The following is a 14,934-nucleotide window of genomic DNA, read 5'->3' as shown; positions in this document are numbered from 1 at the left end:
GGGAAGGAAATTAATGTTTAAGATCTCTTGCTTCTTCTCTTACCTCACCGGCTGCTTTTTTAGAACCTTGTTTAACGTCGGATGCCGCATCTTCTACTGCATCTTCTGTTTCTTCTGCAGCTTCTTCCACATCATTCTCTGCTTCATCTTCAGAGATTTCAACGGTTTCGGTATTGTTTTCTGTAGTTTTTGTTTCACAAGAAGCGAAAGCAAAAATAGCTACAAAAGCAAAGAACGATATACTTGCTAGTTTTTTCATGGTCTTGTTTTACTTAATACAAGAAAGTTAAAAAAGTAACCTTCTTTTTTGTTAAATTTCTAAATAAGTTATACGCAAATCTCTATATTTAGATATCTTCTAAAAAATCATGTTACGGGGAAGAAATAAAACATCTTTACAAGATGCCTTTAAGCTGGGCCCATTGCACGGCAATTAAGGTTTTAGCATCGTTAAAGGTTTTATTTTTTACTTCTTCTTTGGTAAATTCTACTAATTTGATATTCTCATTTTCGCCCTCAGCACCACCACCAGATCCTATTTTATGGCTTACTTGGGCGTAGAAAATATGAAGCTTTTCGGCAAATGCGCCAGGGGATGGATGAAAATCTAAAATAGGTTCTATTTGGTCTACGGCATAACCTGTTTCTTCTTCTACTTCCCGCTTTATAGCATCTTCTAAACTTTCTCCTTCTTTATCTAATAAGCCAGCTACTAATTCCAGCATGTCTTGTTCAACGGCCGGCCGATATTGCTTTACAAAAATAAATTTGTCTTTATTTGTGTCATATAGTAAGGCAGCTACAGCATTTCCGGTTACAAATACCTCCCGATCAAAAGTTTCACCTTCATCTTCTAACGTAACTTTATATAGCTTAAAGAAGCCATCGTATACCGTTTCTTTGTTAAGTATTTTCATAGATTTAGCTATTTCAAGGTAATTATTTCTTTCCGGGTGCTATACGCAGAATATTATTTTACAGTCCATAGTCAATGGTCCTCGGGAAATTATTTTACTATTGACTAATTTGTTGTAGGCCATAAATTAAAACTCAACCCGATAATTAAGAATGGGAATCAGTCCTGTCATGGTAGCCGTTTTTATACTTTGGGTATTGTTGTCGTAGTAGCGGTTGTACATGTTCAGGCGGTTGGTTACATTCTGAATATCTAAAGACAGAATGTAAGAAGCCTTTGGTTTATTTTTCCGGTAACTTATCCGAATATCCGTTCTGAAGTACGGATTAGCCTGTAAGCTATAACGCTCCGCTTCGTTATAAATAGCTTTACCTTCTATTTTAGAACGTTCCAGATGGATAGGCGTGTAACGATTACCTCCGGCGGTACTTACCTTGATGTTGGCACTGAATAAATTTACATCTTGTCGCCCCACTTTATATTCCTTACCAGCTAAAAAATTGACAATATAATTTCCGTTAAATCGGGTATTCCGTTCGATGCCATCTAAAGCGGTATATTTAGAGTTGTACAAAGAGTTGGTAAGTAAGAAGTAATAATTGTTGGTAAAGAATTTCTCCAGTGTAAATTCTAAACCATAGTTGCGGCCTTTTCCTTTATTTACCAGCGAATCGGTGGTAAAGCCAGCTTCAGCATTCAAAGTTGCTTCCGGAATTTCCGGATCAGCATATACTGGTACATGGTCCAATCGTTGGTAATAGGTTTCTACTTTCAGGCGCAGGTCTTGGCGTACTAAATGGTCATAAGAAAGTACGTAGTGCCGGGCTTTGGTAAAATTTAAGTTTTTGTTTGGGTAAACCAATTGGCCATTAGCCAACGCTTTCTGCGCGTAATAAACACTCAAGGTTTCATGACGACTATGGATACCAACAGCAGCGCCTAAAGATTGCGTAGGAGAGAAATTCCATTTCAATCCTAAACGTGGCTCTACAGATGTACTGCCGTTTAATCCTAAACGAATAGCGTGTAAGCCAGTATTTAACGTTAAGGTTGGAGCTATCCGGTATTTCCATTGCGCATAAGCTTGGTATAGGCCAGTTCGGCCATCATTATCCACATAGCGTTTTAATTGATGATCTTCGTTATCAACACCTTCAGAGAACAAATTAAACCCAATAGTACTGTGGATAAATCCAGTGCGTAATGTGTGGCGGGCATTAAATTTCTGGTTGTATAACAGGGAGGTCCTAAGAGCTGTATGCTCAAATTGCTGCTGGTATTTTAAATTTGGTGTAAAAGTAGAGCTAAGGGAATCGCGGCGGTAGGTATTCTGGCTGCCGGAAAGCGATATTACGGATTCTAAGTAAGCATTATTCTTAAACGAATAAGTATGAGAAATACCGGTAGCCAGCATACTTGAGTTAAATTTCTCATCATTATGTTGCCAGCTTTCTTTCCATTTGGTAGCGTCTCTTACGGCTTCCAGGTTTTGCTCGCTATAGCCACTTAATCCCCAAACCGAAAAAACACCGGCTTTAGTAGTGGGTAAGTTTATTTTCCAGGATAGATCCTGAAATTTGGGAGTAGCATCGCCAGCAATATTTACTCCGATTTTATTAAGAATAGCTAAAGTTGAGTAACGATAATTTACCAGGTAAGAGCCCCGGTAGCCTTTTTTAAACGGACCTTCGGCCGCAAAATCTAAACCCAGCAGGCCAGCCTGTAAAGCATATTCACGTTTTTCGTTATTACCCCGTCGCAGTCTTATATCAAAAATACCCGATAAGGCATTGCCGTATTGGGCTGGGAAAGCACCGGTATAGAAGTCTGAATTATCAAGCATGTTTACACTCAGGATGCTGATAGCACCACCCGAAGCCCCTTCTTCGGCAAAGTGCGTTGGATTAGGAACTTCTATGCCTTCTACCCGCCACAAAATACCTTTAGGAGAATTGCCTCTTACTACAATTTCGTTGCGGGCATCATCTGTACTACCCACTCCTGCATAATTTTGAGCAGCACGGGCCGGGTCGTTTACACTGGCAGCGTAGCGTTTGGTTTCTTCTACTGAAATAGAGCGGGCACTAAGCGTAGCCATCTCGTTTTGGGCTACGCCTTTTTCCTGCGAACCGCTGGAAGTAATAACTACTTCTTTTATTTGGTTAATGGCCTCTAACAAACCAATGTGTAAAACCAGTTCTTTACCGGAACCTAAGAGTAATTCGGATATAAGCTGATCTTCATAACCAATGTAATTAATTTTTAAAGTATGCCGACCAACCGGCACGTGTTCAATTTTAAAATTACCATCGGCATCGGTAGTAGCTCCTTTCACCGGGTTTAAGTTGGTAATAGCAACAGATGCTCCGATTAACGGCTCCTGAGATTCTTTATCAATTACCCGTCCCCGAATGGTTTGGGTAAGGGTTTGTGCCAGTCCTTGTTTTGTGGCTACAAAAGCTGCTAAAAACAGGATGAGGCCTAAGCTTTTTAATGTCGACATGGTTTAAATTTTTGAAATAAGGATTTCTTAAAGTTTAAGAGAATGAGATACACAATTGAATTTCCACTGTATAGGAAATTAAGCGGAGGTGCTGAATGACGTAAACCTATAGCTGGACTTACCAACTATTACAGGCTATATGTCTTTCCCGTATTGTCTGATAATAAATTGTTTTTAGTCTTCGTGGCTAATTGGGTTTGCTGTAACTGCCGCTGGTATTCTCTCTGGGCTATTTCCCATCCACGGGCATAATCCTGAGCAATGGAGTTTGCTGTTACATTTCTACTTTGTTTCATAGTTATAGTATATTAAAATGAAGACAATAGAATTCCAGTACAGCTGAAAAGCTGTTTAAAAATGGTAAATCAGGAAGTTTAGGATTAGTAAATAGTAATACTAAAAGCGGATACCAGCATTAAAACCTACCCACATTTGCACATTAGTCCCATTGAAGTTGGTGCGGTCATGAAGGGTGTGGTTTACTAGGTTAGTAGCGTTATCTGTCACGAAAACATTGTAAGTTGGACCGCCAAATAAAGCCAAACGATTACTTAGTTGCAGGGAACCCAGTAAGCGGAATTTGTTTAAAAGATTTAGGTGGTAATTTTCGAATAGCCCATCCGGGAAAGTCTTATAATTCTGGTCAATTACATAATAAGACATCAGATCGGTATTCACGTGGAACCATTTGGTAAGTCTCCATTCAGCTCCAAATCCGGCACCATAACCCCAATAATTAGAGCCTCCAGTTTGAGCACCTACGGCAATCATGTTATAGAATTTCCGGACCCCAATTTTGTATGTCAGGTTCACGTCAAAATCATCAGCATGGTAGGCTTCCAGGCGGCGGTAACCATTCTTTTTCACAATATTAATTAAGCCAATGGGTACGCCGCTGATACTATCAGTAATATTAATAAATCCGATCTGGGTGCCTCTTACCGAGCGGGCATGGTTTAGAAAGCCGGCAATCTGGACACCATACACCTGTTTAGCTTTATTCATAAAGCCATTTAACTGGGCACCATTCAAGTTTTTAGTTACGTTTAATAATCCGGCAGACTGCACCCCTGAACTGTTGCCTTTTGAGATGTTTACCAGGCCAGCGAACTGGCCTCCACGTAAACTTACTTCAGAATTGTTATTCAGGTTTTTAGAGATATTAAATATTCCGGCAAATTGCAAACCATGTACATACTGTTGCTCCACGTTGCCAATGCCAGAAAATTCGAAACCTTGTAAACCGGCGGCTGTACCAATTAATAAATGCGCTGATACTTTATTTACATACAGATTGGCATGTATGCCATTGGTACTTAAAGGATAAATAATACCAAAATGCTGCGCTTTCATTTCATTATTATCGTCATCATAACTGGGCGTATTTGGTTTGGGAACAGGAGCAAGCAACTCTTCTGTTTTTCCTAGCTCGGGCGTTGTTTCAGCTGTAGCAGGCGTATTTACAGTTTCTGGTGCAGCAAGAACGGGTTCAGCGGGTTTGGTTTTTGTTTCTACTTTATTATCAATAGTGCCGTCAGGTTTTACCGTAGTAGTAACTTTGGTTTCAAATACAGTATTGTTTTTACTTGCCGGCTTAGGAGCCGGCACAGCTGCTGGTACATTCTTTAAAGTAATGGCTTTAGGTTCTTTTTTGGGTAGGCCTTGTTTAATTATTACCTGTCCGTTTCTCTCCAGGTAGCCCATATCGGTTTGTGATAAAAGCACATCCAGTACTTCGGATAAGGGTTTATCCGTAATGTCGGCCGAAAAACGTTGTTTAGCTGGTAAGGCATTATTCAGGTACGAGAAACGAATGGCATATTTCTGCTGTATTTTTTGCAATACCTGCGGTAAAGTTGCTTCCTTTACTTGTATAGAAATTTTTTTATCCAGTTGCTGGGCCTGAGCCGTAACTGTAAAAACTAATAGGCAAAGCAAAGCCAGTATGAAAAAACTACGTGTTTTCATTATTCAAAAATAATTAAATATTGTACAGATATTATTTACATCCGGAGCCGGAAATTACATATTGGTTTCCGTTCTGGGTTATAGTTAAGTTGCCGGTAAGTGCCAGAATATCCAGTACTTCTTTCAGATCCGGATCTTTAAAAGAAGTGGTAAAGCGACAGTTACGTAAATTATCCTGAATCCTAAATTTTACATTAAAATGGCTCTCTAACTCTAAAACCAGGTGTGCCAGTTCCACATTGTTAAACTCTAAACTCTTAGTTTTCCAGGCTTGAAAGTTGGAATTTTTAATGGGTTGTTTAACTGCTGGGACTATCTCATTATTTGTTAATACACCTTCCTGACCAGGAATTAAGAAGATGGCATCGTCGGTAGCGGTACGGGCAAAAGCAACTTTGCCCGATACCACCTGTACTTTTACGGGCTCGTTTTCGTAAGCCCGCAGGTTAAAAGAAGTCCCGATTACTTCTGTTTTGGTGCCTTCGGCAAAAATGGTAAAACGCTTTCCTTCAGCTTTAGCTACTTCAAAAAATGCTTCTCCTTTTAGGCGTACCGTCCGGTTTTCCTGCTGAAAATTGACGGGGTACGAGAAGGTACTGTTCTGGTTAAGCGAAACCGTACTGCCATCGGCCAAATGAATGGTTTGGGTTTCGTGCATCGCGGTTTTTATCTCAGTCCAAGCAGGTTCATTTTTCTTGGTTAAGAAATACGCACCTACTACTAAGAGAAGCGAAATAGAGGCCGCAACTGCCCATATCCAGTTACTCGATTTTTTCTCTTGTTCTGCTACCGGCCGAGCAGTTTCCCGAGCCTGTACTTTAAACTGGAACCGTTGCCAACCGCTTTCCACATTAGGTTCGTACTTTTCGTCTGGTAAGGGTGTACCTTGCCAGAGCCGTTCCGCCTGCAGGTGTGCTTCTTCTAATTCTTTGTCCTGTTCCTGTTGCTGCCGGATCCAGGCTTTATCTGCTTCCGAGGCATTTCCGCTGACTTCCCGGGCTAATTTTTCCCAATATGTTGGCCGGTTGTCGTTCATTTGCTATTTATATAACATTTAAAATAAGGCTTACCCTACTGTAAAGGTAAATTTTAATTTAAATGTTAACTAACTCAATTAGCCTGGAACACACTGCCGCTGCCTGAAATTTTACTGTTTACTACCGGGCTGCCTTTGTAGCGTATTTTGCCAGAACCACTAATATCGGCTTTTAGGTGTTCTGCCACATTTACTTCGCAGCGGCCAGAACCGCTAACTTTTATATCTGCGGTTTTAATAGCTAAATCAAAGGTTTTAATTTGGCCGGAACCAGATATATTCATTTCGTGGTGTTTAGCATCTCCGGTTAAGGTAATGTTAGCAGATCCAGAAATATGGCTCTCTATCTTATTGGCACTTTTAATATTAAGATTGATTGAGCCACTACCAGAAGTACGTAATTTAAAATTTTCTACCTGCCAATCCGTTAACCCTTTCACAGAGTTGGCTCCGGAAACAGAAACTTCATTTAAATTTGGTGTAGTTAAGTAAATACGAGGTGCCTGGTTTACTTTTACCCGGTTTTTATCGTATTTTATATAAAGCTTAGAGCCTCTAACTTCGGTGGTTACTTCAGTTAATACATTCTCCTGACCTTCCAGAATAATATCTTTGGTTGGACCCTGCGATAAATAAACTTCAAAATTGCCGCCCAGACTTACGGCTTCATAATTAGCTACCGGACGGGTACGAGAAACGGTGTCGCCATGGCCGCGTAATACTTCATCGTCGCAGGAAGTAAAAGCAAATGCAAACGTTAATAAGAAAAGGGCAAGGGTACTGTTTTTTAAAGTGTTCATTTTATAAAATAGTTAATAATTTTTTCAATAGTTTTAGTTTTTAGGAAGGGGCGCCTTATTGTCTTCATCTATAAAACAACAGAATGGCCGGGTACCCTACCTTGCCTTTGAAAAAAAATTAAATAATTTTAGAAAAGATCAGAAAGGAGCAATAAAAGCAGGCTTATGAGGTATTCCTGCAGGTTTTCACGCAGGCGTTGCAGAGCTATACCCATATGCTTTTCTACAGATTTTAACGAAATATCCAGTCGCTCCGCTATTTCTTTGTAGGTTAGTTCCTCAAACCGGCTCATCGAAAATACCAGTCTGGTTTTGGGCGGGAGGGAGTCGATGGCTTTTAAAATTGCTCCCTCGGTTTCCAGCAGATTCAATGTTTTCTCGGCTGTTTCTCCGCCTGGTATAGCTTCTTCTAATTCATCAATATCTGAAGCTTGCTTTTTCTTTTGGGCTTTTAAGAAGTTTAAGGCCGCGTTGTAGCAGGAGCGATATAGGTAAGACTGAATGGCATCATCCATCTGTAAACTTTCACGCATTTCCCAAACTTTTAAGAATACTTCCTGCACAACATCTTCGGCAAAACTGGCATCGCGGAGGGTGCGGTAAAGACTTTTGCAAAGCGGGGCGTAATATTTCCGGAAAAGCAGTTCTACCTTCTCATCGGGCGTGAGGTTCTGGTAGAAAGAAAGCGTCTGCGGGCCGGTTTTAGTTACTGTCATGAAAGAATGCAAAGCTGACACAAAAGTATGATATTTTTTGAAGGTCCTCAGCAACGTAGGGGCTAAAACTGGCAAAATTAGGTTAAATAATAATTAAGTATTTAAATCAGGTAAGTCAGGCTATTTTAATTTTCTGGTTTGATTATTAATGACTTGGTATACAACCCCAGGCTAAATAATAGTTAGAATTGCGCTGCCATTTAATGTTTATTAGTCTTGAAGAAGAACCAAGTACGTTACAGGAGTAAGCTACCTAAAGGTAATTCATCAGTACTAATTTTGTTTGTTGGTGCAGAGGTGTGGTAGCCGATTTTTACGGTTGCGAAATTTTGGTTCCTTGTCTGGATGGTGTTTAGCTGTGATTGCGGAGCTTTATTAGTTTGGTGACTGTAGGAAAAGGAAATTACAGCCAGCAGGAAAAGCAGGAAGGAGATAATTAATAATATGCTTTGGCTTTTTTGGCTGGATAACATAATCAGGTTAACAAGTAGTGTTTGTGTATTTGTAAGAGAAATAAAGTTGGGTTTTGGTTGCATCCTAAACCAAAAATTTTTTCCTGGAGGAAAGGGATTACTACCTATAGCAACGCCTGTTGTAGGAATAAGCTATAGTATTAGCGGCAAAAAGCAGGGGGCAAGAAAGGTAGATTAGAAAAGTTAGGGAGTAAAAGTATATAACTTTCTAAAAAAATTTAACTGAATAAGGCGCAGGAATAAAGTATCATAGAAGAAACAATTTAGTTTCTTAATTGGAAGTTATTTTCAGTAATATCTTCCTCAAGCCACTGATAGGCTTCTGCTTCAGATGTAAAATAATGATGGTCGAAATTTATAAGGTGAGTTGCCTTGCTGTAAAGGCTATCAATAGCCATTTGCCCAAAAATATCTTCTGTGATTAAGGACGCCATTTTACGGAGAGAAGAAACAGCCAGTGCCGGCATCATATTCTCTTGTAACCATTCCTGATCCTGTTGCCGGATAGCCTTTAACTTTCGGTTATCTGCGAGCCATTTAACAGGTTTTTCTTCGGCAATTAATTTTAAGCCCTGTCGAACCGGTTCCCGTAAATCTTCATTGCTTAAAAAGCCTACCCATACTCCACGGCCTGTTCTGGTGGCAGCATCATAGTAAATGGTTACGTGTTCATTAGCAAAGTAAACAGTCTCCATTTTTTAGTGGGTAAGGGCCATTTAATTATTCTTGTTTATTTACTTTAAAAGCCTTGAATCAAACTACACACAGCAAAGAAGTATTTATCTGTAAACTGATAGGCAAATTAAAGGTTTAATTTTAGAGTAACAGTATCGTATTATAAGCCTAACTGGAAGTAATTTTTATGCTGTTCATTCAAAAGCCATTTATAGGCTTCTGTCTCAAATTTGAAATATTGATGATCAAAATGGATAAGCTCTGAAGCTTTCGTGTATAATGATTCTACTGCCATCTGGCTAAATAAATCTTCCGATATAAGGGTAGCCAATTTTCTCAAAGAAGAAGCAGCCAATCGGGGCATTAGATTTTCAGAAATCCATTCCTGATCTTTTTGCCGGATAGCTTTCAATTTGCGATTATCTGCCAGCCAACCAACCGGATTTTTTTCTTCAATCAATATAATGCATTGTTTAACTGCATTATGCATAGTTTCGCCGCTCAAAAATCCATTCCAAACCGCACGTGCAAGTTTGGTTTCTTCATCAAAGTAAAGTTTCAAGTAGTCACTTTCGAAACAGATTAACTCCATTATATTTTTTTCACTTAGCCTAATAAAGGCAGATTATGTATCAGTATACTACCGATAGATTTAAATTATATTGTGTCAGGTCTGTATAGGATTCTCTCAATCATCCATATAATCTACCTTCTGATACGATAGAAGCCATTCTTCGGATGAAGTTTTACCTTAACTTATAAAGGAACTCTAAAGCCCCCATCCTAATACAGCTGGTTAAATATTTTAATCAATTTGCTGATCTTATTTAACTGATAGCTTTTTCCTTCTCCAGGATATCTAGAAACTGTATTACAACCTGTATTATTAAGCGCTAATTCTTAATTAAATTTTTATTACTATGCTTGCACCTGTATGGGCAGAATAGTAGGTAAAATAAACTTATTATTTTAATCCTTCTCCTAATAAGAAGGCTGCTCTGGTTAATCTAAAATTCGAAAGAACAACTTGTTTTACTAGCTCTACCGGATTAGTACTTAAGCTTTATTATTTTAAACTAAACCAATAATAAGGCTAAATATTTAAAATAAAAAATAAAAAAGACAGGTAAAATGACTGACGAAACTAAAAAATGTTGAATTAAAAAGTCTTAATTACTTCTGTAGTTGCTTGTTGTAGCCATTTGATGGCGGCTCTTTCGTCATTAAAATATTGATGTTCGAAGGTTAAAAACGGGGTTGCTTTGATTAAAATATTTGTCATTGCCATTTGGTTAAATATATCTTCCGAACTGATAGTTGCCATTTTTTCTAAAGATGTTTTGGCAAGCAGCGGCAAGAATTCATTTACGATCCACTCCTGATCTTGCTTTTTAATAACTTTCATTTTTTTATTATCAGCTATCCAAAACTTCAGTTGTTTCTGTTTAATGAATTTTAAGCAGGTCAGGAAAGCTTCCCGTAAATCTTCACCCGTTAAAAAGCCAGTCCATTCTGCCTTTGCTATTTTATTTTCCTCATTCAGATAAATTATAAAATACTGATTTTGGAAGCAGGCAACGCCTATTGTTTTTCTGGTAGGTGGGTGTACAGGAAGCATAGGCAATACATAAAAGGTGTTATCCTTATACTTCTATTGCTAAGCTTACAGTTATATATAGGTGCCACTATTTCTGCACATTGCCTGTTGAAAAGCTATCTTTTTTGTGGACAAACCCGAATTTAATGTGTATTAAATAAAAAGGTAGGTTTCAGGCACGAGTAGCGCTTTTTTTAAGTCATCTAAGCTGCCTAAATAGTATGTGCTTTGAGCTGTTTTGGCTTTCTCTTTCCATTTCATTTTCAGTTCTGCTGGTTGCCAGCTGTAGCACAGGTCTTGGATAAGCAATGTTTTATTTTAATTAAAAGTATACTTGTGCTATAAAGAGAATAATCGCCGATAAGGCTATAAGCCTGAGGCAATGGGCATAACTAAAAAGCCGTACCTGTTATCAAGGTACGGCTTTTTAATTTTATGTTGGATTATTTAAACATGCCTTTTAGCTTGGCCAGTTTCGCCTGGAAATCATCCTGCGGCTCTTCATCACGTTTGCTGTTGTTGTTTCTTCGGGTGTCGCCGTTATTCCGGTTACCGCCGTTGCCACGCTCTCCGGCTGGTTTGCCGGCTGCATACGGATCCGATTTCATAGATAACGAAATGCGCTTGCGGGCTACATCTACTTCCAGCACGGTTACTTCAACTTTCTGGTGTACTTTCACCGCTTCAGCCGGGTTACTGATAAACTTGTCGGACAAATGGCTTACGTGTACTAATCCATCCTGATGCACCCCAATATCAACAAAAGCGCCAAAGGCGGTAATGTTGGTAACAATACCAGGTAATTTCATACCCGGATGCAAATCTTTGATTTCGTTTACGCCTTCGGTAAAGCTAAACGCCTCAAAACCCTCGCGCGGGTCGCGGCCAGGTTTGGCTAACTCGCTCATGATATCCTGCAGCGTAGGTAAACCAACTTCCGCAGTCACGTATTTTTTCAGATCCAGTTTCTGGCGCAGTTCGGCGCTTTTCATCAGGTCGGTAACGGTAGCGTTTAGATCGGCAGCCATTTTCTGTACCAACTCGTAACGCTCCGGGTGCACGGCCGAGGCATCCAGCGGATTCTTGGCATCGCGGATGCGTAAGAAACCAGCGGCTTGTTCAAATGCTTTATCGCCCAAGCGCGGTACTTTTTTCAGGTCCGAACGGCTTTTGAAAGGGCCGTTCTGGTTGCGGTATTCAACAATATTCTGGGCTAAGCTAGGGCCTAAACCAGAAACGTAAGTTAATAATTGTTTGCTGGCAGTATTTACTTCCACGCCAACGGCATTTACCGAACTCATGACCACATCATCTAGGGTATGCTTTAATGCATTTTGGTCTACATCGTGCTGGTACTGGCCTACACCAATGCTTTTCGGATCAATTTTTACTAACTCAGCTAAAGGGTCCATTAATCGGCGGCCAATGGAAACCGCACCGCGTACGGTAACGTCATAATCCGGAAATTCTTCGCGGGCTACATCCGAAGCGGAGTAAATAGACGCACCACTTTCGTTTACCATTACCACCGCAATATTGGTTGGTAAGTTTAAACTGCGCACAAAAGTTTCGGTTTCGCGGCTGGCAGTTCCGTTACCTATGGCAATAGCTTCTACTTCGTATTTATTAGCTAAATATTTAACGGTTGAGGCGGCTTCCTGAGCCTGGCGGTTACCAGTGTGTGGGTATACATTTTCGTTGTGCAGTAGCTTACCTTGTTTATCCAGCACTACCAGTTTGCAGCCGGTTCTAAAACCCGGATCTAAGGCCAATACTGTTTTCTGGCCCAACGGCGCAGATAACAATAGTTGGCGTAAATTATCGGCAAATACCTGAATAGCTTCTTCGTCAGCGCGTTTTTTAGAACTCATGCGCACCTCGGTTTCCATACTAAGTTTTAACATGCGTTTATAAGCATCTTTGGAGGCCAGACGCACCTGATCCGCGGCCTCATTATTGCCTTTTACAAACATGTTCTCTAATATTTCAATGGCGGCTTCTTCTTCGGGCTGCGCATTCAGCATCAGAATCATTTCTTTTTCGCCGCGGCGCAAAGCCAGAATCCGGTGCGAAGGGGCCTTTTCAATCGGCTCTTCCCACTCAAAATAATCTTTGTACTTCTGGCCTTCTTCTTCTTTGCCCAGCATCACGCGGCTTTTAAACACGCCTTTTTTCTCGAATAAATTCCGCATGCGCGCACGGGCATCCGGGTTTTCGTTTATCCATTCGGCTATAATATCACGGGCACCGGCTAAGGCTTCTTCGGTATCTTTTACTTCTTTTTCTTCGCTGATGTATTGGCTGGCCTCTGCAGTTACATCAAAACGTTCCTGCTCAAAAATACGCGTAGCCAGTGGTTCTAGGCCTTTTTCACGGGCAATGGTGGCTTTGGTCCGGCGTTTTGGTTTGTACGGCAGGTAAATATCTTCCAGCACGGCCATGGTTTCAGCAGCGTTGATCTGCGCTTCCAGCTCCGGTGTTAGTTTGCCCTGGTCGTTAATAGATTTCAAGATAGATTCGCGGCGTTTATCCAGCTCGCGGAGTTGCTCCATCCGGTCGCGGATGGCAGCCACGGCCACTTCGTCTAAAGATCCGGTTACTTCTTTCCGATAGCGGGAAATAAACGGAACAGTAGCGCCCTCGTCTAACAATTGTACAGTGGCTTGTACTTGTTTTATACTGATTGTTAATTCAGTAGCAATTTTTAAGAAATGTTTTAGTAAGTCTTCCATTCAGCACGAATTGCTTTTGATTCTTTTTCAAAAATACAGCTAAAATATGGGAAGTGAAAGCTACAGGAGGGATTGTGTTTTAGGTTTGTTTTTGGTATACGGTTTAGATGCAAAGTATACGTAATTGGAGACTATGCCAGCAAGGGCAAAAATAAAAGTTTCCAGTTTACTCTCATCAGGCACGTCTAAAGTACACAGCCGGTTTAAAGCTGATTAGCGGGTAAAAATTAGTTCCTGAATATTTATTCAGAATAAATCGTATAAATAGTTTCGAAATGGGAAACTACACGTTGAGTTATTTTATAAATATTAATTAACCTATGTTGAAGAAGCTTAAAAGGCCGTATCTGATTGCAGCGGGTATAATTTTGTTGCTCCTCATTTTCCGGTTGGCGCTGCCCAGCATTGTAAAGCATTATGTAAATAAATCACTAAATGAGTTGCCTGGCTATAACGGCCAGGTAGCCGATATAGATATTCATTTATATCGTGGCGCTTATACTATCAAGCAACTGGTGTTGGTGGAAGAAAAAGGCAATCCAAAATATCCATTCTTAAATATTGATCGCACCGATTTATCCATCGAGTGGAATTCTGTTTTTAAAGGAAGGTTGGTAGGAGAGGTTATTATGGAAAAGCCTCAGCTTAATATAGTGGAAGCCGCTGCCAATAAAACTCCTGCAAACGAGCCTACCCGTGAGCATTGGACGGAGATTGTAAAGGATTTGATGCCCATTACGATAAACCGGCTCCGGGCAAATAATGGCAAACTTGCTTACCTGGATTTTACTGTCAGCCCCGATGTGAATTTATTCATTAACAATATGCAACTGGTGGCATTAAATTTAGCTAACGTAGAAAATGCTGGCCAAAAATTGCCTTCTACTGTTACGGTTACCGGTAGCTCTATTGGGGGAGGTGCATTAAAAGGCAACATGAAAGTAAATGCCTTGAAAGAGATACCTGATTTTGTTTTAGACATGCAGTTAACCAATGTTAACCTGACCAGCTTAAACAGCTTTATTAAAGCTTACGGTAAGTTTGATGTAGAAAGAGGCAAAATGGATATGTACAGTGAAGTAAAGCTGATGAATGGGCAGTATGATGGGTACATGAAGCCTTTCTTTGAAAACATACAGGTGCTTAACTGGGAAAAAGATAAAAAAGAAGAAGGCTTTTTGAAAGCCGCAAAAGAAGCTGTTATTGGTTTATTTACTGAAGCCCTGGAAAACCAACCGCGGGACCAAATAGCCACTGTTGTGCCGGTTTCGGGTAATGTAAACCAGCCTAATACTGATAATTGGAAGACCTTTGTTAACGTGCTAAGACACGCTTTTATAGATGCCTTCAATAAAGGCATAGAAGGTAAGCTAGGGAAGTAAAAAAATAAAGTTGTTTAAAAAACCTTATAGCGGAACAAAATCTCTACTAGGAGGCGACTTGGCTTAAAGCAGAATGGTCATCCTGGAATTTTTTGAAAAAATCATGAATCTTAAAACCAAACTTTTCTCCTCTCGT

General features: G+C 40.0%; 13 protein-coding genes. 1 reads left to right on the top strand and 12 read right to left on the bottom strand.

The window, feature by feature from the left end; translation table 11 throughout:
• Positions 1-10: 10 nt before the first annotated feature.
• The 12 genes from ADHAQ_RS24830 to ADHAQ_RS0107145 all read right to left on the bottom strand — a co-directional run bounded on the left by ADHAQ_RS24830 (position 11) and on the right by ADHAQ_RS0107145 (position 13,416).
• Positions 11-259: a hypothetical protein gene (locus tag ADHAQ_RS24830; protein ID WP_034256653.1), complete on the bottom strand. Its 249-nt coding sequence runs from the start codon at positions 257-259 to the stop codon at positions 11-13.
• Between the two features lie 136 nt (positions 260-395).
• On the bottom strand, positions 396-917 hold the full coding sequence (locus ADHAQ_RS0107210; protein ID WP_026462363.1) for an NUDIX domain-containing protein: 522 nt from the start codon (positions 915-917) through the stop codon (positions 396-398).
• A gap of 126 nt (positions 918-1,043) precedes the next feature.
• Positions 1,044-3,419, bottom strand: a complete 2,376-nt coding sequence (locus tag ADHAQ_RS0107205; protein WP_026462362.1) for a TonB-dependent receptor — start codon at positions 3,417-3,419, stop codon at positions 1,044-1,046.
• 128 nt (positions 3,420-3,547) lie between these two features.
• Complete coding sequence (locus ADHAQ_RS28035) at positions 3,548-3,715, bottom strand: hypothetical protein (RefSeq protein ID WP_157433366.1); 168 nt, start codon at positions 3,713-3,715, stop codon at positions 3,548-3,550.
• Positions 3,716-3,815: 100 nt separating this feature from the next.
• A complete protein-coding gene (locus tag ADHAQ_RS27135) occupies positions 3,816-5,387 on the bottom strand; it encodes a FecR domain-containing protein (protein WP_051359770.1) in 1,572 nt (523 codons plus the stop codon).
• Positions 5,388-5,418: 31 nt separating this feature from the next.
• Positions 5,419-6,423, bottom strand: coding sequence for a FecR domain-containing protein (locus ADHAQ_RS0107190; protein ID WP_026462361.1), 1,005 nt, complete (start codon positions 6,421-6,423; stop codon positions 5,419-5,421).
• Positions 6,424-6,497: 74 nt separating this feature from the next.
• A complete protein-coding gene (locus tag ADHAQ_RS24820) occupies positions 6,498-7,223 on the bottom strand; it encodes a head GIN domain-containing protein (RefSeq protein ID WP_051359769.1) in 726 nt (241 codons plus the stop codon).
• Positions 7,224-7,351: 128 nt separating this feature from the next.
• Positions 7,352-7,939 carry an RNA polymerase sigma-70 factor gene (locus ADHAQ_RS0107180; protein WP_026462360.1) on the bottom strand — a complete coding sequence of 196 codons (588 nt, stop codon included), beginning with the start codon at positions 7,937-7,939 and terminating at the stop codon, positions 7,352-7,354.
• A gap of 736 nt (positions 7,940-8,675) precedes the next feature.
• Complete coding sequence (locus ADHAQ_RS0107165) at positions 8,676-9,107, bottom strand: STAS/SEC14 domain-containing protein (RefSeq protein WP_026462357.1); 432 nt, start codon at positions 9,105-9,107, stop codon at positions 8,676-8,678.
• Between the two features lie 140 nt (positions 9,108-9,247).
• Positions 9,248-9,679: a hypothetical protein gene (locus ADHAQ_RS0107160; protein ID WP_026462356.1), complete on the bottom strand. Its 432-nt coding sequence runs from the start codon at positions 9,677-9,679 to the stop codon at positions 9,248-9,250.
• A gap of 567 nt (positions 9,680-10,246) precedes the next feature.
• Positions 10,247-10,705, bottom strand: a complete 459-nt coding sequence (locus ADHAQ_RS0107155) for an STAS/SEC14 domain-containing protein (RefSeq protein WP_026462355.1) — start codon at positions 10,703-10,705, stop codon at positions 10,247-10,249.
• 422 nt (positions 10,706-11,127) lie between these two features.
• A complete protein-coding gene (locus ADHAQ_RS0107145) occupies positions 11,128-13,416 on the bottom strand; it encodes a Tex family protein (protein WP_026462354.1) in 2,289 nt (762 codons plus the stop codon).
• A 320-nt stretch (positions 13,417-13,736) separates the two neighbouring features.
• Here ADHAQ_RS0107145 and ADHAQ_RS0107140 point away from each other — a divergent pair, with 320 nt between their 5' ends.
• On the top strand, positions 13,737-14,798 hold the full coding sequence (locus ADHAQ_RS0107140; RefSeq protein ID WP_026462353.1) for a DUF748 domain-containing protein: 1,062 nt from the start codon (positions 13,737-13,739) through the stop codon (positions 14,796-14,798).
• Positions 14,799-14,934 lie beyond the last annotated feature (136 nt).

The sequence above is a fragment of the Adhaeribacter aquaticus DSM 16391 genome (assembly GCF_000473365.1).
Taxonomy (GTDB): domain Bacteria; phylum Bacteroidota; class Bacteroidia; order Cytophagales; family Hymenobacteraceae; genus Adhaeribacter; species Adhaeribacter aquaticus.
The sequence above is the reverse complement of the archived record's forward strand: the minus strand, read 5'-3'. Positions and strand labels throughout refer to the sequence as shown.